The sequence below is a fragment of the Rhodococcus sp. BL-253-APC-6A1W genome (genome assembly GCF_012843405.1).
Classification (GTDB): Bacteria; Actinomycetota; Actinomycetes; order Mycobacteriales; family Mycobacteriaceae; genus Rhodococcus.
In genome coordinates this window covers 499,930-518,958 of sequence record NZ_JABAFB010000001.1, presented here as the reverse complement: position 1 = coordinate 518,958, position 19,029 = coordinate 499,930, and the positions used below count along the sequence as shown (strand labels likewise).

General features: G+C 66.6%; 19 protein-coding genes. 13 read left to right on the top strand and 6 right to left on the bottom strand.

Annotated elements, in window-relative coordinates; translation table 11 throughout:
• Positions 1-94: 94 nt before the first annotated feature.
• Entirely contained in the window at positions 95-2,068 is a 1,974-nt protein-coding gene (gene ggt, locus HF877_RS02405) for a gamma-glutamyltransferase (RefSeq protein ID WP_169619539.1), read from the bottom strand.
• Between the two features lie 198 nt (positions 2,069-2,266).
• Between ggt and HF877_RS02400 the strand changes: the two genes are divergently transcribed.
• The 3 genes from HF877_RS02400 to HF877_RS02390 all read left to right on the top strand — a co-directional run bounded on the left by HF877_RS02400 (position 2,267) and on the right by HF877_RS02390 (position 4,461).
• Positions 2,267-2,584 (top strand): metalloregulator ArsR/SmtB family transcription factor, encoded by a 318-nt coding sequence (locus HF877_RS02400; protein WP_169619629.1) that lies wholly within the window; start codon positions 2,267-2,269, stop codon positions 2,582-2,584.
• A 26-nt stretch (positions 2,585-2,610) separates the two neighbouring features.
• Positions 2,611-3,090, top strand: coding sequence for an SRPBCC family protein (locus HF877_RS02395; RefSeq protein WP_169619538.1), 480 nt, complete (start codon positions 2,611-2,613; stop codon positions 3,088-3,090).
• A gap of 315 nt (positions 3,091-3,405) precedes the next feature.
• Positions 3,406-4,461: a ferredoxin--NADP reductase gene (locus tag HF877_RS02390; RefSeq protein WP_169619537.1), complete on the top strand. Its 1,056-nt coding sequence runs from the start codon at positions 3,406-3,408 to the stop codon at positions 4,459-4,461.
• A gap of 49 nt (positions 4,462-4,510) precedes the next feature.
• Here HF877_RS02390 and HF877_RS02385 read toward each other — a convergent pair whose 3' ends face one another.
• Positions 4,511-5,236, bottom strand: coding sequence for a DNA alkylation repair protein (locus tag HF877_RS02385; protein WP_169651241.1), 726 nt, complete (start codon positions 5,234-5,236; stop codon positions 4,511-4,513).
• A 381-nt stretch (positions 5,237-5,617) separates the two neighbouring features.
• Here HF877_RS02385 and HF877_RS02380 point away from each other — a divergent pair, with 381 nt between their 5' ends.
• From HF877_RS02380 to HF877_RS02360, 5 genes are all read left to right on the top strand, one after another.
• Positions 5,618-7,231, top strand: a complete 1,614-nt coding sequence (locus HF877_RS02380; protein WP_346765039.1) for an ABC transporter substrate-binding protein — start codon at positions 5,618-5,620, stop codon at positions 7,229-7,231.
• A gap of 98 nt (positions 7,232-7,329) precedes the next feature.
• Entirely contained in the window at positions 7,330-8,286 is a 957-nt protein-coding gene (locus HF877_RS02375; RefSeq protein ID WP_169619535.1) for an ABC transporter permease, read from the top strand.
• Complete coding sequence (locus tag HF877_RS02370) at positions 8,276-9,157, top strand: ABC transporter permease (RefSeq protein WP_169619534.1); 882 nt, start codon at positions 8,276-8,278, stop codon at positions 9,155-9,157. Before HF877_RS02375 ends, HF877_RS02370 begins: the two co-directional genes overlap by 11 nt.
• Positions 9,154-10,089, top strand: coding sequence for an ABC transporter ATP-binding protein (locus HF877_RS02365; protein WP_169619533.1), 936 nt, complete (start codon positions 9,154-9,156; stop codon positions 10,087-10,089). The genes HF877_RS02370 and HF877_RS02365 overlap by 4 nt, the downstream gene beginning before the upstream one ends.
• The gene (locus HF877_RS02360) at positions 10,086-10,712 is read left to right on the top strand and encodes an ATP-binding cassette domain-containing protein (protein WP_169619532.1); all 627 of its coding nucleotides are present in this window, start codon (positions 10,086-10,088) and stop codon (positions 10,710-10,712) included. Before HF877_RS02365 ends, HF877_RS02360 begins: the two co-directional genes overlap by 4 nt.
• Here the strand turns inward: HF877_RS02360 and HF877_RS02355 are convergent.
• Positions 10,702-11,502, bottom strand: a complete 801-nt coding sequence (locus HF877_RS02355; protein ID WP_169619531.1) for an aspartate/glutamate racemase family protein — start codon at positions 11,500-11,502, stop codon at positions 10,702-10,704. The two genes, HF877_RS02360 and HF877_RS02355, sit on opposite strands and share 11 nt — an antisense overlap.
• A gap of 57 nt (positions 11,503-11,559) precedes the next feature.
• Positions 11,560-12,738 carry an FAD-dependent oxidoreductase gene (locus HF877_RS02350; RefSeq protein WP_346765038.1) on the bottom strand — a complete coding sequence of 393 codons (1,179 nt, stop codon included), beginning with the start codon at positions 12,736-12,738 and terminating at the stop codon, positions 11,560-11,562.
• 230 nt (positions 12,739-12,968) lie between these two features.
• On the opposite strand from HF877_RS02350, the gene HF877_RS02345 reads away from it, so the two are divergent.
• The 5 genes from HF877_RS02345 to HF877_RS02325 are packed head-to-tail and all read left to right on the top strand — an operon-like array spanning position 12,969 to position 15,540.
• On the top strand, positions 12,969-13,427 hold the full coding sequence (locus HF877_RS02345) for an Asp23/Gls24 family envelope stress response protein (RefSeq protein WP_169619529.1): 459 nt from the start codon (positions 12,969-12,971) through the stop codon (positions 13,425-13,427).
• Entirely contained in the window at positions 13,424-13,750 is a 327-nt protein-coding gene (locus HF877_RS02340; protein WP_346765037.1) for a hypothetical protein, read from the top strand. Before HF877_RS02345 ends, HF877_RS02340 begins: the two co-directional genes overlap by 4 nt.
• On the top strand, positions 13,747-13,941 hold the full coding sequence (locus HF877_RS02335; protein WP_169619528.1) for a DUF2273 domain-containing protein: 195 nt from the start codon (positions 13,747-13,749) through the stop codon (positions 13,939-13,941). The genes HF877_RS02340 and HF877_RS02335 overlap by 4 nt, the downstream gene beginning before the upstream one ends.
• Positions 13,934-14,977 carry an Asp23/Gls24 family envelope stress response protein gene (locus tag HF877_RS02330; RefSeq protein ID WP_169619527.1) on the top strand — a complete coding sequence of 348 codons (1,044 nt, stop codon included), beginning with the start codon at positions 13,934-13,936 and terminating at the stop codon, positions 14,975-14,977. The genes HF877_RS02335 and HF877_RS02330 overlap by 8 nt, the downstream gene beginning before the upstream one ends.
• Positions 14,974-15,540, top strand: coding sequence for a hypothetical protein (locus HF877_RS02325; protein WP_169619526.1), 567 nt, complete (start codon positions 14,974-14,976; stop codon positions 15,538-15,540). The genes HF877_RS02330 and HF877_RS02325 overlap by 4 nt, the downstream gene beginning before the upstream one ends.
• A gap of 93 nt (positions 15,541-15,633) precedes the next feature.
• Here HF877_RS02325 and tuf read toward each other — a convergent pair whose 3' ends face one another.
• A complete protein-coding gene (gene tuf, locus HF877_RS02320) occupies positions 15,634-16,824 on the bottom strand; it encodes an elongation factor Tu (RefSeq protein ID WP_169619525.1) in 1,191 nt (396 codons plus the stop codon).
• A 94-nt stretch (positions 16,825-16,918) separates the two neighbouring features.
• The gene (gene fusA, locus HF877_RS02315; protein ID WP_169619524.1) at positions 16,919-19,021 is read right to left on the bottom strand and encodes an elongation factor G; all 2,103 of its coding nucleotides are present in this window, start codon (positions 19,019-19,021) and stop codon (positions 16,919-16,921) included.
• Positions 19,022-19,029: the final 8 nt, after the last annotated feature.

Genomic DNA, 19,029 nt, shown 5'->3' with positions numbered 1-19,029 from the left:
AACCGGGCCCCGAGCGACATACCCGGCTCTCTCTCACGAATCCGAGACAGCGGATGTCATGTTCTCGGCGCTCGCTCCTGGTGGACGAGCGCGGTCACGGTGCCGGATCGCCCATCACCGCTCCCTCGCGCCGAGGATCGGCACCCCCGATCCAGCCGGCCTCTTGGCGCTGCAGTGCGCTCAACCCGCTCGACTGCGGCGCGACGGAGACCTCGTGTCCCTTGTCCCGAAGCTGTTGCACGAGCGGGTCCTGTGCGCCGTCGTCGGACGCGTCGACGGCGGGATGTTCGCCCCCGACGCCGGTGGCCGGGGTGTTCGCCGCGCCGAACGACACGGCCGAGATCGCTTGCTGCGGGTCGAGCCCCCAGTCCAGCATCCCGACGAGCGTTTTGACGACGAACTGGATGATCACCGATCCGCCGGGCGATCCCACGACCATCTGCAGGTCGCCTCGCTCGCCGTCGGGTGTCCTGTCGAACACCAGCGTCGGCGCCATCGAACTGCGCGGACGCTTTCCCGGCTCGACCCGATTGGCAGCCGGCAGCCCGTCCTTGCCGTTGGGTTCCGCCGAGAAGTCGGTGAGCTGGTTGTTGAGGAGAAAGCCGTCGACCATGTGGAACGACCCGAATGCCGATTCGATGGTCGTCGTCATGGCGGCCACGTTGCCGTAACTGTCGGCGACCGAGATGTGGCTGGTGCCGTGCTCGGGACTCTGCGGCGGCACCCCGAGCGGTACCGGTCCGAAATCGCCCGGCTGTGCGGTGCCCATGCTCTTGCCCGGGTCGATCAGTGCCGCCCGCTGAGAGAGGTACTCGGGGTCGACCAAGGTGTCGAGCGACCCCCCGGGCAGCGGAACGAAGTCCGAATCGGCGACGTACTTGTCGCGGTCGGCGTATGCGAGACGCTCGGCCTCGGAAATCAGGTGCACCGCTTCGGCATTCGGCACTCCCCCGTTCGCGTCGACCTCGGACGGTCCCAATGCCGCAAGGTCGAAGTTCTCCAGGATGCCCAGAGTGGCCGCGACGGCGGTGCCGCCGGAAGACGGGTTCGGCATCCCACAGATCTCGTGGTCACGGTAGGGCGTGCACAGCGGCGTGCGCTCCTTCGCCTCGTACGCGGCGAGGTCGTCGAGCGTGAGCATTCCCGGTGTTCGCCCACCGGATGTGTTTCCGGTCGCCTCGACGATCGACTGTGCGATGTCACCGGTGTAGAACGCGTCGGCGCCGTCGGTGGCAATTGCGCCGAGGGTCTTCGCCATCGCCGGATTGGTCAGCGTCGAGCCTACGGCCTTGGGGCTGCCGTCCGGCTCGAGGAAGTACGCGCGAGCCTCGTCGTCGACCGCGAGTTGCTCGGCGGAATCGGCAATGGACTGCGCCATCCGGTCGCTGACGCTCACGCCTCTGTCGGCCAGATCGATGGCGGGCGCGAACAGACTCCGCCATTCCCGGTCGCCGTACTCGGCATGCACCGACTCGAGCATGCGCAGGACACCGGGCACGCCGATCGACCGTCCGCTCGCGCGAGCATCGGGCTTGGGCTCGGTGCGGTCGGTCTCGCTGATCCAGCGAAGATAGTTCTCGTCGGCCGCACTCGGGGCGGTTTCCCGTCCGTCGAATGCCTGGACCGCACCGGATTCGGCGTCGTAGTACATCAGGAACGCTCCGCCGCCGATACCGGACGACTGCGGTTCGACGAGTCCGAGCACCATCTGTGCCGCGACGAGCGCATCGGCCGCCGTCCCGCCGTCGCGGAGGACCTCGCACGCCACCTCGGTGGAGACCGGGTTGGCGGTGGAGACCGCGAACGATTCGGTACTCACAGCGGTCATGTCGCTGCGGTAGCCGGTGGCGATTTCCGGGTTGGTGGAAATGTCGCCACCCCCGGTCTCCGGCGGCGCTCCACCGGTCAACGGCGTGCCGTTGGGCGTCGCTCCACACACCGCCCCGGGCGCGGCGGTGTTCTCCGAATCACCGTCCGTGCTCGACGCACATCCGCCCACGAGTACGAGTGCCGCCGTCGCAGCCACAGCGGCACGTATTCCCGACCGATTTCTCCCCACCGAGATCATCTTGACGACGGTAGCCGGGGGTCGCGGGATTCACCGGGCAAACGCGACATCCATCTTGTCGGCACCGGGAGTCTGCCCGGAAGGGTCTTGACAGGGCTGTTCCCTGCGGAGGATGGTGTATTCAACCGAAAGGTTGAATAAGGATGGTGGCAGGTGAACGTTGCCGACGCGGACGACGAACTACTCGACCGGGCATTCATGGCCCTTTCCGATCCGATCCGCCGACGCATCGTCGCCCGGCTCAGCCGGGGTCCCGCCACTGTCAACGAACTCGCGGAACCCTTCGCGATCACCACCCAGGCGATCTCGAAGCACATTCAGGTACTCGAGCAAGCCGGGCTCGTCACGCGCACCCGCGATGCCCAGCGCCGCCCCGTTCACCTGAATCCCGCACAGTTGGAGGCGCTGACTTCCTGGATCGACCGGTATCGGTTGACCAAGGAACAGCAGTTCCGCAGCCTCGACTCTGTGCTGGCCGGGGACACGGCCGACACCACAGACCCCCCACCGGGGTGATCCCGCTCCCTGCGAGAGGCATCGTCATGAGCAACCCACTGCACATCAACGTTCCGGACGGCGTTCCGTTCATCGACTACGAGCGCGAGTTCGACTATCCCGTCTCCGAAATCTTCCGGGCGCATCAGGATCCGGCTCTCGTCGCCCAGTGGCTGGGGCCGCGCGGGGTGTCCATGGACATCGACCACTACGATTTCCGTAGCGGTGGCTCGTATCGGTACACCCACAGCGACGACAGCGGTTCGTACACCTTCTCGGGCGTGTTCCACACCGTGCGGGAGAACGAATTCGCCATCCAGACCTTCGAATTCGATCAATTCCGCGACATCGTGAGCATCGAGTTCATGACCTTCGAGGATCTCGGCAACGGCCGCAGCAAGCTCAGCGGCCACAGCGTGTATCCGAGCCTCGAAGCACGCGACGGGATGGCGTCCTCCGGATGGGAGGAGGGCACGCGCGACTGTTACGACCGGATCGAAGAGCTTCTCGCGAAGGCCAGCGCCTGATCATCCGCCCGATGCGGCCGCACTCGCCGCCGGGTGCGGCCGCATCGGGCCGGATCGAGAGCCGTGCACGACGCGCAGGACCAACGCGGCAGCGGAAGGCCTCGGGACACCCGGTCGAGGCAGAAGTGCCCACTGTGCGGGACAGGCGGGGGTGCCCTCGGGCGCACCCGGTACCGTTTCTGGGGCTACAACAGGCTGCTACCCTTAACTAGAACGGGTTCTAGATTTCGGGGTGTTCCAGAACATCCCGGAACGGGAACACCCGGGGTGGCGCCACTGCTCCCGCACGGTATGCACGAGAGGACGACACACGCCATGACGACTGTCGAGGTGCCCCACGGCTCGCGATCGGTGGTACTCACCGTCTCCGCCGTCGTCGAGGAAACCGCCGACGCGAAGTCGATCGTCTTCGCCGTCCCCGACGAACTCCGCGACAAGTTCGCGTACAAGCCGGGCCAGTTCCTCACCCTGCGGATTCCCAGCGAGCGCACCGGCTCGGTGGCGCGCTGCTACTCCCTCGCGAGTTCACCGCACACCGACGATGCCCCCAAGGTCACCGTCAAGCGCACGTCCGACGGCTACGGGTCGAACTGGCTCTGCGACACCGTCGCGGTGGGCGACACCCTCGAGGTTCTGCCGCCCGCCGGGGTGTTCACCCCCAAGTCCTTCGACCACGACTTCGTGCTGTTCGGGGCAGGCAGCGGTATCACCCCCGTCATCGCGATCCTCAAGTCCGCGCTGACGCAGGGATCGGGCAAGGTCGCGCTGATCTACGCCAACCGTGACGAAGCATCGGTCATCTTCGCCGAGGAACTGCGGATGCTCGCCGAGAAGTACCCGACCCGATTGACCGTCGTCCACTGGCTCGAATCCGTGCAGGGTCTTCCCAGCGCCGACCAGCTCGCAACACTCGCAGCGCCGTACTCCGATCGTGAGGCGTTCATGTGCGGGCCGGGACCGTTCATGGACACCGTGCATCAGGCGCTCTCGAGCATCGGGATGGCGCGGACTCAGGTCCACGCCGAAGTGTTCAACTCGTTGTCCGGCGATCCCTTCGCCGACCACGCGCCCGTCGAGGTCAGCGACGAAGAAGCCGCGGACGCGGCGACCGTCGAGGTCGAACTCGACGGTGAGGTCCACAACCTGACCTGGCCCCGCAAGCAGACGCTCGTCGACATCATGCTCGCCAAGGGCATCGACGTTCCCTACTCCTGCCAGGAGGGCGAGTGCGGATCGTGCGCGTGCACCGTCCTCGAAGGCAAGGTCGAGATGGAGAACTGCGACGTGCTCGACCCGGAGGACATCGAGGCGGGCTACATCCTGGGATGCCAGGCACGTCCGGTCACCGACCACCTCAAGATCGAGTTCTGAGCCGCACGTCGAGGCGTGGCCGGCATCGCCGGGTGCCGCTCACGTCTCGTCAGCGCAACCCGCGGAGCCGGGCGCGTTCCTCCGCGTCGAGATGCTCGGTGGCGTAACTCAGTGCCGTCCGGCCCATCGCGGCCGCGTGACGCTCGAGAAAGTCGAGCAGGGCGTCGCGGTCCACGCGTTTGCCGACCTCACGCAGCATCCAGCCTGCCGCCTTCTGGATCAGATCCCGGCGGTCGTCGAGGACACGCTCGGCCATCATGAGCGTCGGGCCGGCCTCTCCCCTCTTGACGAAGGCGAACGTGGCGAGCAGCCCGGCACGTCGCCGCCACAGGTCGGGGTCGTCGACCAGCGTCGTGAGCAACCCGGCATCGGCCGGATTCGCGTGGATCCATTCACCCACGATGTGATCGGACGAGGCGTCGACGAGATCCCAGTTGTTCACCCGTCCGCAGCGGAGAGCGTCGAGGTATACCTCGACCACCCGGCGACGTGAGACCGGGTCGCGCGTATACCTGTCCACGAGGATCAGCAGGCCGGCGAGACGGTGTTCGTGGACAGCGCTGTCCAGAAGAAGACGCGACTCCTCGATCGGCAGGTCGCGGAACTTCCGGACCACGGCACGGGTCTGCGGCACCCGCAGTCCCAGAAAGACGTCGCCCTCGCCGTACTCGCCGGGCCCGGTCTTGAAGAAGCGTCCCATCCCGGCGGCTCCGTCAGGATCGCCGAGGGCGTCGAGCGCCGCGCGAACGTCCTTTGCGGACAGGTCGTCGGTCACGTGGACGAGCCTACGTCCTCGCCGCCTGCACGAGTGTCCGGACAGACCGAGTTGTCCGAACCCGTTGCCGCTGAACCGGTAGGACGAAATGCGTCGTGGATATCGAACACGAAGGATCCCGCGGAAACAGCGTCCGCCCTTCAGCATTCCTGTTAACTTTGCGGCATTCGACAATGCGTTCCCCGGAGTGGGTGCTTCGCCTCCCTCCAGGTGTCCCCTGGGAAGCAGCTGCGCCCGGGACTGTCAGGCGTCACATTCGAGAGAAAGGAAGCGACGGCTCCGACCCTCACAGCTGCGGATCTGCACAGATGAGCAGATGAGCAGATGAGCAGATGAGCAGGGCTACCGGCTCGATCCAGCAAGTCTGGCGAAGGGACACAAGTGATTTCGAGATATCGCTTCCTGCTTTCGGTTGCCGTCGTCATGACCACCGCAGCGACGGCATGCGGGGCCTCCTCACCGGCCGGGAGCGGGCCGACCACCGCGAACGGCCTGATCCTCGGGGACGCTTATGAACTCGGGGCCTACAACCCGGTCGCGGGTCACGGCGAAGCGGGAGATTCCAAGATCTACGATGGCCTTCTGAGCCTCGCGGGCGGTGACGGGATCCCTACCTTCGAACCCGCCCTTGCGGCCCGGATGCCCACCGTCGGCGACAACGGTACGACTTGGACAGTGCACCTGCGCGACGATGTCACCTTCACCGACGGAACGACCTTCGACGCAGCCGATGTTGCTGCCACATACCGCGCGATCCTCGACCCGGCATCCGCGTCGCCACTCGCCACATCCTTCGACATGATCCGATCGATCGATATCGTCGAACCCCTGCAGGTGCGATTCGAATTGCATTACCCGTTCGCGGCGATGCCCACGAAGCTGCTCCTCGGTATCGCTCCCTCGGAACGGCTGACAGGTGGTCCCGCCACCGAGTCGACACTCAACATCGATCCGGTCGGCACGGGCCCGTACAGGTTGGTCTCCCTGCGTCCGGACCAGGCAGTTTTCGAGGCCAACGACACGTACTGGGGCGGCGTGCCCGAGATTTCCCCGTTGACGGTGGTATACATCCCGGACGACAACGCCCGCGCACAGCGGATGGCCGCCGGGGAGATCGCGGGCACAAACCTGCCGCCGCGACTCGCGGCGACATTCGAGGGACGCGAGGGCACCACAGTCACGGCGAATACGTCGGCGGACTGGCGCGCGGTGAGTCTTCCCTCCGGTAATCCGGTCACGGGCGACCCCGCAATCCGCGCTGCACTCAACCGCGCGGTCGACCGCGAGGACCTCGTCGAGCACGTCCTGGCAGGATACGGTCGCCCCGCATCGACACCATTGCCCGAGGTGTACGGCGACGCATACGAGCCCACAGCGACGTTCGAATTCGACCCGGCAGAAGCCGAACGGATCCTGAACGAAGGGGGCTGGCGCGAGACACCCTCGGGTGTTCGCGAAAAGGGCGGGCAACAAGCAACATTCACGGTCATGTATTTTCCCGAAGACACGTTGCGTCGAGATCTGGCTCAAGCTTTCGCCACCGAGGTCGATCGAATCGGCGTGCGGGTGGACGTTGCGGCGGTGGACCGCTCGAACGTGCCGGACCGGCTCTCCGAGAACGCGGTGCTGCTCGGAGGAGGCGATATGCCGTACGACCCCGATCCGCAGCTCTACAACACTTTGCACTCGACGTTCGCACGGGACGATGCCGGCTCTCCGTACGACAACGCCTCCGACTACAGCAATCCCCTCGTCGACGATGCCCTCGATAGCGCGCGGCGCGCCACCGAGTCCGATGAACGTACGGCACAGTATCGGACCGTGCAGAACGCATACGTCGACGATCCCGGGTACGTGATGCTCGTGTTCCTCGACCACACCTACGTCTCGGTCGAGAGCGAATTCACCGGAAGCGAACCGATTCTCGAGCCGCACAGTCACGGTGTCTCCTGGGGGCCCTGGTGGAATCTCGAAGAATGGACAGCCACGGGATGACGACCACTGCTACAGGGAAGCGGGACACGGCGTCCCAGCCCCCGGATCGCGCAACGGCCGCTGCGCCCCGCAGTCGACGACGGCGGGGAGTCATCCGAATGGTCTTCCGGCGAATACTGTTCGTCGCTCCCCTCACCCTCGCAACCTCATTCGGTCTGTTTGCACTCGCGTCTCGATCACCGTTCGATCCCCTCGCCGGGATTCTCGGGGATCGCTACCTCACCATGTCGACCGCCGACAAAGAACAATTGGCGACCCAACTCCAGCTCGACACACCGTGGTGGCACCAGTGGACCACCTGGATCGGTCGTGCCTTCAGAGGTGACATGGGGTATTCGCGGGCTTACGCCCAGCCGGTATCCGAGGTTGTTGCCCAGCGAGCCCCATGGACGCTGCTGCTGTCCGGCACCGCGCTCACCACGGCAATCCTCGTCGCGCTCCTCGCCGGAATCTGGACGGGTCTGCATCCCGGCGGCGTACTCGACCGCGGAGCCGCATTCGCCGCGAACCTGGTACAGGCCGTACCGCCATTCGTGCTGTCCCTCGGGGCGGTTGCCGTATTCGCCGTCACCCTGAGGTGGCTTCCGGTGGCAGGGCTGACCTCCCCGGGCGAAGACCCCAGCCTCCCCCAGACTCTTCGCCACCTGATTCTTCCCGGTGCGGTCCTCACCGTTTCGGTATTACCGTGGCTCCTGCTTTCGCTGCGAGAGTCGGTCCGTGCCGCGGCAGGCTCCGACGCCGTGCTGGGTGCCCGCGCGCGTGGCCTACCGGAAACAGTCGTTGTACGCCGCCATATCCTGCCGGTCGCACTCGGACCTTTCACCACGGTCGTCGGCCTGCGACTGCCCGAGTTGCTCGTCGGCGCCGCGATCGTCGAAGAAGTGTTCTCCTGGCCCGGCCTGGCAGGGAGTGTGGTCACGGCAGCGCGGGAACTCGACTTCGCGCTGCTCGCAACACTGACGGTCGGCACCACTTTGCTTGTGCTCGTCGGCTCGTTGCTCGCCGATGTGGCCCACGCGCTCATCGATCCTCGGGTGGTCGCCGATGGCTCTTGACGCAACGCGCGCCCACGGGTTCCGGCTGTGGCAGAGGACACCGGGGCAGGGACACTCCTACCTTCTCGTGTGGTCCCTCGCCGGCCTCTCCGCAATCGCCCTGTACGCCGTCGCCGTTCCCCTCTTCGCCGGCGGTGACCTGAGGCTGACGGATTTCGCGGCCGCCCATCGGCCCCCCTCGAGTTCTCATTGGTTCGGCACAGACCCGGCGGGACGTGACCTGTTCGTGCGCACCGCGGCCGGATTGCGGGTCTCGTTGCTGATCGCCGCAGCATGTGCGGTCGTGTCCACAGTGCTGGGGGTCGCGGTCGGAGTGGCGGCGGGAGCTCTCGGAGGATGGACCGACCGGGTCGTGATGCGACTGGTGGACGGGATCAACGCGCTTCCGCACCTGTTGCTCGGCATCGCGATCGTTGCTCTCTATCCCGGCAACGTCATAGCGATCGTCGCGTCGATCGCCTTGACGCACTGGACACAGGTCGCGCGCATAGCGCGTGCCGAGGTCAGGACCGCGCGCACGGGAACCTACATCGAAGCTGCCCGACTCGCTGGCGCCACCCGCACCCGGGTGACTGTTACCCATCTCGTTCCTGCGGCCGCCGGGCAGGCCCTCGTCGCAGTAGTACTGCTCCTGCCCCACGCGATCTGGCACGAGTCGACACTGTCCTTTCTCGGTCTCGGTCTTCCTCCCGATCGGGCTTCACTCGGCACGTTGTTGCAGGACGCCCGCGCCGCCGTCCTCACCGGCTCCTGGTGGACCCTGGTGTTCCCTGCTGCGGCGCTCGTCATCACCACCCTGCTCGTCGCAGCGGTGGGTGCGACAGCACGTAGCCGCATCGTTCCCTCCGTACCGGAAAGGGCAGTCCGATGACGTCCACCGCCAAGGTCACGATGTCCGGTCTGACAGTGCGTATCCCCAGCGACTCCGGCGTCGTACATGCCGCCAGCGACGTCTGCCTCACTCTCGAGGAGGGCCGGATACTCGCGCTGGTCGGAGAATCTGGATGTGGCAAATCTGTTGTAGGGTATGCACTTTGCGGCCTTCTTCCGTACGGTGCCGAGACGACCGGGAACGTCGTCCTCCACCGAGCAGGCAGTCCTGATGTCGACCTCACGGCCGCGACCCCATCCGCCTGGCGGAAGATCCGGGGCCGCTCCGTCGGCTGGATTCCTCAGTCTGCTGCGACCTATCTGACTCCGGTGCGCACTGTCGGTGCCCAACTCGGCGAAACCTGTCACCATCTCGGTGCCATGTACGGTCCTGATGCGCTGCTGGAGCAGGTCGGTCTCGAGCCGGAGGTTGCACGTCTCTATCCACACGAGTTGTCCGGCGGCATGGCGCAACGCGCCGCCGCCGCCTTCGCGCTTGCGGGCGACCCCGAGGTCATCATCGCCGACGAGCCGACCTCGAACCTCGATCCCGCACTGACCGAGCACACCCTGCGACTACTGCGCGGGGCGGCCGACGCGGGCGCCGCGGTCCTCCTGATCAGTCACGACCTCGCCACCCTGCCCGGCCGTTCCGACGAGGTCGCGGTCATGTACGCGTCGCGCATCGTCGAGACCGGCCCGACCGAGTGCGTGTTCCGCGACCCGTGGCACCCGTACACCCAGGATCTGCTCGCTGCACTTCCATCCGGCGGCTTGCACTCGATCCCCGGCACACCACCGACGTTGACCGATCTACCCGACGACTGCGTCTACCATCTGCGCCGCCCTGCCACCGGATTCTCCGGCGGACCTACACACATCACCCGGCACGGCGACCGCTCCGTACGGCGATTGATCGATGTCCGATCATGAGCCTGCGCGCCGATCGCATCACTGCAAGCCACGACCCGTCATATCCCGTACTCACCGATGTTTCCATCGACATCCCGACCGGTGCGGTCGTGGGCCTCACAGGATCATCCGGGAGCGGAAAGACCACCCTGGCTCGCGTACTCACAGGCCTGCATCCCGCCGGATCGGGACAGGTCACGGTCGACGGCATCCCGGTGCACGCTGCCGAGCCGGGTGCCGTGGCAATGCTGTTCCAAGCACCTCGAGCGGCCGTGACGTACAGATGGACGCTGGCGCGGATCATCGCCGAACCTATCCGGATCCGCCGAGGCATGCCCGACCTCGTACGAGACGCCGCGACCCGCGTCGGGCTCACCGACGACCTCCTCGCCCGGCGACCGCACCAGGTCTCCGACGGGCAACTCCAGCGCGCGTGTCTCGCTCGTGCGCTCGTGCAGCAACCGCGCTATCTGATCTGTGACGAGATGACTGCCATGCTCGACCCCGTCACCACCGCGGCACTCACCGAACTCATCAGCGAGGAAACCCGCCGTGGGCTCGGCGTCCTTGCGATCAGCCACCACCATGCGCTGCTCGATGTGTGGGCAGACCACACCGTCGCGCTGTGTGCTCCTACGGCGTAGTCGTAGCAGTGAGCAGTTCCCGGCCAGCCGCGAACGCCTCCGCTCCGGGCGGGAGGGCACCGCGCTTACCGCTGAGGTACACCTCGACGCGCCCGGAGGCTCCGGAACGGTCGCCGAACTCGCGGGTGCCCGGCTCGTCCGCATCGAGGTCGGCGATACGACGCAGCGTCTGCCTGGCGACCGCTTCGGCGCTGTCGAACAAGCGCACACCCTCCGGAAACCGGGCGAGGATCGAGTCCGCCACCAGGGGGTAGTGGGTGCAGCCGAGGACGATGCCCTCGACGTCGTCCGGAGTGCGCGCCGCGGCATCGGCGATCGCCCGGTCGGCGCCTTCCCGGTCACCCCGGTCGATGGCGTCGGCGAGTCCGTGACATGCGACGCCCACGACCTCGCTGCCGTTCCCGAACTTCTCGATGAGGTCGGCCTGGTAACGACTCGCGGTCGTCGCGGCCGTCGCCCAGATCGCCACCGACGTGCACACGGCCGCGGCAGGCTTGATCGCGGGCACGGTTCCGATCACGGGAACATCGTCACCGAGCGCGGCGCGCACGTCGTCCAGCGCGGTCACCGACGCCGTGTTGCACGGCAGCACCACCGCGTCGGCGCCGCGGTCGACGGCGCGCCGGGCGGTGGTCACCACCCGGTCGGACACCCAGTCGGCCGGTTTCGGTCCCCAGGGAGCGCACTCCGGGTCCATCGACAGCAGCAAGTCGAGATCCGGACGCATCCGGCGCAGCCACGCAGCAGTCGGCAGCAGACCGAATCCCGAGTCGATGAGCGCAACGATCACCCTACGAATCTAGCCCTTCCCGGTCGCGGCGGTGTTCAGGCATACGGCTTCGAGTGCTCACACGGCCGCGAGCAACTCCTCGATGGGCGCGCCGGCGGCGATCTTCATCCGGGTCTTCATCACCTGCGCGGGCAGCCCGCCACCGACGACACCGACGAGGCGGCCCTCTCGCTCGTAGTACGCGAGGAACTTACGTCCGTCGTCGCGCACCACGTGCACGGTGTCGTCGGCGCGAACCGCACCCAGGCCCTGGATCTTGATGTCGTACTGGTCGCTCCAGAAGTAGGGCACCTGGCGGGCGCCCCCGGACTCCCCCGTGACGATCTTCTTCGCGAGCACGGTGGCCTGCTCGCCCGCACTGGTCCAGTGCTCGACACGTTTGCGGGCACCACCGGGAACCTGCCACGACGCGACGTCGCCGACGGCCCAGACGTGCGGCGCGGACGCCTTGCCCGTGTCGTCGCACACGACCCCGTTGTCCAGTTCGATCCCCGAGCCCTCGAGCCACTCGGTGACAGGCACCGATCCGATACCCAGCACGACGAGATCCACGTCGATCTCGGTGCCGTCCCCGAGCACGGCAGAGGTGACGTGGCCGTCGCCGCGCAGTTCGGCGAGCCCGACTCCTGCACGCAGGTCGACTCCGGCGTCGGTATGCAGTCGTGCCACGAGGGAACCGACCTCGGTGCCGAGCACCGACGCGAGCGGCGTCGGCTGCGGCTCGAGCAGGACGACGTCGACGCCCAGTGCCCGCAGGCTGGCGGTGACCTCGCATCCGATGAATCCGGCGCCGACGACCAATGCCCGCACGCCGGGGACGATCGCGGCCCGCAAGGCGCGGCTGTCGTCCACCGACCGCAGGACGTGGACGCCGTCGAGATCGGGCAGGCCCGGGATGCGCCGTGCTCGCAGACCCGTGGCGACGACCAGCTCGTCGTAGGCGAGTTCGGTGCCGTCGGCGAGTGTCACGGTGCGGGCGTCGGTGTCGACCGAGCGTGCGGCGGCGCCGAGCCGCAGGTCGATGCGCTGCTCGTCGAAGAACTCGGCCGGGCGCAGCGTGGTGTCCTCCCGCTCGCCGCGGATGACATCCTTCGACAGCGGGGGCCGGTCGTAGGGCAGGTGGCCCTCGTCGTCGAGCAGAACGATCTCGCCCTCGTACCCCGCGCGTCGCAACTCCTCCGCGGTTCGCACACCCGCGAGTCCGGCTCCTGCTATTACGATCCGTTCGACTGCCACCTGGTACATCCTCCTCATCGCGGCGTGACCTCTGCCACCCGTGTGCGTGCACTCTTCATACCAAACGCACGTACAGGGCTGAACAGCGCGCCGATCCCGGCAACACCGAAATACCCCGCAGCACAACACGGTGGCGGTCCTGCCCGGCATATCACCCTCACCGGGCGGATAATGATGGACAACGCACGGCCCGCACGTTCCCCACGACCCACACGGCACGAGGAGCACTCATGACCAGCGACAGCGGCGCAGGAATCAGCCGCATCCAGTTCGGTACCGGTTCGTTCTCCGGTCCCCTCGACAGCCAGGGTCGGACGATCATCGCCGACGCGGTGGTCGCCAAGATCGCAGGCATCGCGACACGCGAGGTCAGCGGCGTGTTCGACGTCGGGGCGGGGACCGCCCGGGTGGTGGGCGCCTTGCGCGACCGCATCCCGGGAGCACGAATCAACCACGGGCAGGGCGTCGCGGTCGAGGTCGGCGAGAAACAGGCAGCGATCGACATCGGCATCGTCGCGGAGTACGGCGTGGCGCTCCACGAGCTGGCGATCGCGATCCGGCACAACGTGATCACGGCCGTCGAACGGATGACCGGTCTCGAGGTCACGGAAGTCAACATCACCGTCTTCGACGTGGTGCTGTACGACGAGGCGGCAGCAGCCGACGAGCTCAAGCCTCGAGTGCAGTGACCTCGTCTCCCGGCGCGGACCCCCGTACGCATCCCGACCCCGAGGTCGCAGACCTCGTCGCCGAGATCGTCAGGGGTGTCGCAGGCGTCGCCGGGCTCAACAGCGGCCCGTTCGGATCGGTCGCGACCTACCTGCCGGGACGCCGGATCCCCGGGATCCGGCTCGGACCCGAGGGGTGCGCCGTGCACATCACCGCGGAATACCCCGCCGATCTGCCGGCCCTCGCCGACACCGTGCGAGCGCTCGTCGAAGCGGTCGTCGGCCCTCCGGTGCATGTGACGATCGAAGACGTCCACCTCGAACAGAAACAGGTGTCCCCGTGAACCACACTCCCACCGGCAACACCGCGGTCGGCCTGATCGCCGGTCTCCTCCTCGCTCTTGCCGGGATCTTCGGGGGCGTCAGCGGACTGCTGTTCGCGGTCCTTCTCGGCGCGCTCGGTGCCGCAATCGGTGCACACCGGGACGGTCTGCTCGACCTCGGTGCGATTCTGCGGAGCCGCGGCCGTGGCTGATGGCGTCCCCACGGAGACCGGGCCACTGCCGGGCTCCACGCTCGACGACATCGACACGGTCGGGAACCGCGGCACCCTCGTCATCAAGGACCGCGCAGTCGAACGCATCGCCGCGTCGGCCGCACTCCAGGTTCCCGGCGTGGTCCGGCACACCGGCAACCTGAGTCTGCTCACGGGCCGGGAACTTCCTCGTGCCGATGTGACCACCGGCGGACGGGCGGTCGCGGTGAATCTCTTCATCGCCGCCGAATGGCCTTACGACGCAGCGGCACTGACGCGGAGGGTGCACGACGCCGTCGCGCGTCACCTGCACGACTACACGGGTCTCCACGTCACCGAACTGAACGTCCTCGTCGCCGCGACGCCCCAGGCACGCGAGGACGAACCGGCCGAGCAATCCGTGCCTGTCGAGTACCTCGAATCGGACATCGTCGCTCACACCGAGTCCCGCGCGCGGATACCGGTCGTGCAACCGCTGCCCCCGCTCGCGACCCCGGCGGCGGCGCCGGCTGCGGCGCTCATCGCGATCGGTGCGCTCGGACTCTCGTTCGTCGCCGCCCGCGAGCTTCTCATCGTGCGCGGCACCTACGCCGGAGCGCCGTGGCTCCGCAACGCGTTCGAGTGGTTCGGCAGGCTGCACTGGGAACCGTGGATCGGTCCGGTGGCCGCGGTGCTCGTGCTGCTCGGTGCCGCGCTGCTGTTCGCGGCGATCAAGCCACGGCGACGCACCCACCTCCCGCTCCGAGTCTCCGGTCCCGTGGACACGGTGTGGATGCGGCGTACCGACGTCGCCCGCATGTGCAGTGCCCGGGCGTCGGCGCTCCCCGGTGTACGCACCGCGCGGACTGTGGTCGATCGCCGGCGCGCGGTGGTGCGGATAGTCGCCGACCCCGAAGTGCCGGTCGCCGAACTCACCGCGACCGTGCGCGCCGAGGTCGAACCGAATCTCTCGCTTCTCGCCGATCCCCTTCCACTGATCGTGAAGATCACCCCCGCAGAGACGCGGGCGAACGCCGTGGGAGGAACGCGCCGATGAAACTCCGTACGGTGCTGGCCAACCGTTTCTTCGCACTCGTGACGGGCTTCGCCCTGCTCGGAATCGGCGCGTTCGCGCTCGCCTGGCTGTGGGAGGTTCCCCTCGCGCGAGACCGGCTCTCGCAACTCGACCGGCCACGCGTCATCGACGTTCCCGACCAGGACTGGTGGACACCCGCACTGTGGACAGTCTTCGCCGTGGGGGCCGCGATCGGCATCGTGCTGCTCGTGGTCAACCTGTCCCGCCGTCGCACTTCGACGGTGCAACTGTTCGACGAGGTGACGGACGCGACGCTCGGTGTGGAACTGGGCCCGGTCGCGGAGGGAGTAGCACGCGAACTCGCCGGGCTGCCGGGCGTGCGGTCGGCGCGCGGCCGCGCGGTGGTGGAACGTCACCTGCCCACGCTGTCGGTGGTCGTGCATGCCGAGCCGGGAATCGACGTCGCCGAGTTCACCGCGCACGCCGAGGACACCGCGGAACGCGCCGCGTGCGCACTCGGCGGTGCCAGGGTGGCGACGCAGGTGCTGCTGCATCTCGATCCGCCGCATTCCGAACACGACTGACGGCACCCGCCGGCCGCATCGCCCACCGGTCCTGAAACGCCGAACGGCGTCCACCCCGAAGGGTGGACGCCGTTGGCGTCAGTGAGAACTAGCTCACTTGATGATCTTCGTGACGCGACCGGCGCCGACGGTACGACCACCCTCGCGGATAGCGAAGCGAAGGCCCTCGTCCATGGCGATCGGCTGGATCAGCTTGACGGACATCTCGGTGTTGTCACCGGGCATGACCATCTCGGTGCCCTCGGGAAGGGTAACAACGCCCGTCACGTCCGTGGTACGGAAGTAGAACTGCGAACGGTAGTTGTTGAAGAACGGCGTGTGGCGGCCGCCCTCTTCCTTGTTGAGGATGTAAGCCTGGCCCTCGAACTCCGTGTGGGGAGTCGTGGTGCCGGGCTTGACGACGACCTGGCCACGCTCGACGTCCTCGCGCTTGATGCCGCGGACGAGGAGGCCGACGTTGTCGCCCGCCTGGCCCTGATCGAGCAGCTTGCGGAACATCTCGATACCGGTGACCGTGGTCTTGGTCGAGGTCTCCTTGATGCCGACGATCTCGACCTCTTCGTTGACGTTGACAACGCCACGCTCGATACGGCCGGTGACGACCGTGCCGCGGCCGGTGATCGTGAAGACGTCCTCGACGGGCATGAGGAACGGCTTGTCGGTCTCGCGGACCGGGTCCGGGATGGAGTCGTCGACGGCCTGCATGAGGTCGACGATCGACTGAACCCACTTCTCGTCACCCTCGAGTGCCTTGAGAGCAGAGATCGGGACGACGGGAGCGTTCTCGTCGAACTCCTGCGAAGCGAGGAGCTCGCGGACCTCCATCTCGACGAGCTCGAGGATTTCCTCGTCGTCGACCATGTCGGCCTTGTTCAGCGCGACGAGGATGTACGGCACGCCGACCTGGCGAGCGAGCAGCACGTGCTCACGCGTCTGGGGCATCGGGCCGTCGGTTGCAGCCACGACCAGGATTGCGCCGTCCATCTGGGCGGCACCCGTGATCATGTTCTTGATGTAGTCCGCGTGACCCGGGGCGTCGACGTGCGCGTAGTGACGCTTCTCGGTCTGGTACTCCACGTGGGAGATGTTGATCGTGATGCCACGAGCCTTCTCCTCGGGAGCCTTGTCGATCTGGTCGAACGCGAAGCTCTCGTTCAGGTCCGGGAATTTGTCTGCCAGCACCTTGGTGATGGCGGCCGTCGTGGTGGTCTTGCCATGGTCGACGTGACCGATGGTGCCGATGTTCACGTGCGGCTTGGTCCGCTCGAACTTCGCCTTAGCCACTGGAATGTCCTCCTGGACTGTTGTTGCTTGCAGTATGCAGCAGTGCGGTTTGTATTACTTGGTCGTGCAGGTGACCGAGGGGATAACCCGAAGGCTACTCGCCGGTCGCCTTGGCGATGATTTCCTTCGAGACGTTCGACGGAACCTCTGCGTAGGAATCGAACACCATGGAGAAGTTCGCGCGGCCCTGGGTCTTCGACCGAAGGTCACCGATGTAACCGAACATCTCCGAGAGCGGAACCAGCGCCTTCACGACACGGGCACCACTGCGTTCCTCCATGGCCTGAATCTGGCCACGGCGGGAGTTGAGGTCGCCGATCACTTCACCCATGTAATCCTCGGGGGTGGTGACCTCGACAGCCATGAGCGGTTCGAGGATGACCGGAGCAGCCTTGCGAGCCGCTTCCTTCAGGGCCTGCGAGCCGGCGATCTTGAACGCCATTTCGGACGAGTCGACGTCGTGGTACGCACCGTCGAGGAGCGTGACCTTGACGTTCACCAGCGGGTAGCCGGCGAGCACGCCGTACTGCATCGCGTCCTGCGCACCCGCGTCGACCGACGGGATGTACTCGCGGGGCACACGACCGCCGGAGACCTTGTTCTCGAACTCGTAGGTCGCGCCGTCTTCGCCGCGGAACGGCGCGAGGGCGATGATGACCTTCGCGAACTGGCCGGAGCCACCGGTCTGCTTCTTGTGCGTGAACTCGAGCTTCTCGACCGGCTTGGTGATCGTCTCGCGGTACGCGACCTGCGGCTTGCCGACGTTCGCCTCGACCTTGAACTCGCGACGCATGCGGTCGACGAGGATGTCGAGGTGGAGCTCGCCCATACCGCCGATGACGGTCTGGCCGGTCTCCTCGTCGAGCTCGACCGAGAAGGTCGGGTCCTCTTCGGCGAGCTTCTGGATCGCGGTGCCCAGCTTCTCCTGGTCGGACTTGGTCTTCGGCTCGATCGAGACCTGGATGACCGGGTCCGGGAACGTCATCGACTCGAGGACGATCGGGTTCGCCTGGTCGCACAGGGTGTCACCGGTCGTGGTGTCCTTCAGGCCGATCATCGCGTAGATGTGGCCGGCCACGGCCTCGTCGACCGGGTTCTCCTTGTTGGCGTGCATCTGGAAGAGCTTGCCGATGCGCTCCTTCTTGCCCTTGGTGGCGTTGAGCACCTGGGCACCCGGATCGATACGACCCGAGTAGACGCGCACGAAGGTGAGCTTGCCGAAGAACGGGTGCGCCGCGATCTTGAACGCGAGAGCCGAGAACGGCTCGTCCTTGCTCGGCTTACGAGTGAGGATAGTCTCCTCGTCGTTCAGCTTGTGACCCTCGACCTCGCCGATGTCCAGCGGAGTCGGCAGGTAGTCGATGACAGCGTCGAGCATGGGCTGGATGCCCTTGTTCTTGAACGCGGTGCCACAGATGACCGGGTACAGCTCGGAGGCCACGGTGAGCTTGCGGATGGCGCCCTTGATCTCGTCGACCGTGAGCTCTTCACCGCCGAAGTACTTCTCCATGAGCTCTTCGTCGGACTCGGCAACCGTCTCGAGAAGCTTCTCGCGGTATTCCGCAGCCAGCTCGACGAGATCGGCGGGGATCTCCTCGATCGTCGGCGGAGTGCCGATCTCGGTGACGCCACGCCAGGTCAGCGCACGCATCTCGACCAGGTCGACGACGCCGTCGAAGGCATCCTCGGCACCGATCGGGAGCTGCAGGACCAGCGGCTTCGCGCCGAGACGGTCGATGATGGTCTGCACGGTGAAGAAGAAGTCCGCGCCCATCTTGTCCATCTTGTTGACGAAGCAGATGCGCGGAACGTCGTACTTGGCAGCCTGGCGCCAGACCTGCTCGGACTGGGGCTCGACGCCTTCCTTGCCGTCGAAGACGGCAACGGCGCCGTCGAGGACGCGCAGGGACCGCTCGACCTCGACCGTGAAGTCGACGTGGCCGGGCGTATCGATGATGTTGATCTGGTTGTTGTTCCAGAAACAGGTGACGGCGGCGGAGGTGATGGTGATACCACGCTCCTTCTCCTGCTCCATCCAGTCGGTGGTCGAAGCACCGTCGTGGGTTTCACCGATCTTGTAGTTCACACCGGTGTAGAAGAGGATGCGCTCTGTCGTGGTGGTCTTGCCGGCATCGATGTGCGCCATGATGCCGATGTTGCGGACCTTGTTCAGGTCGGTCAGCACTTCCTGTGCCACAGGTAACC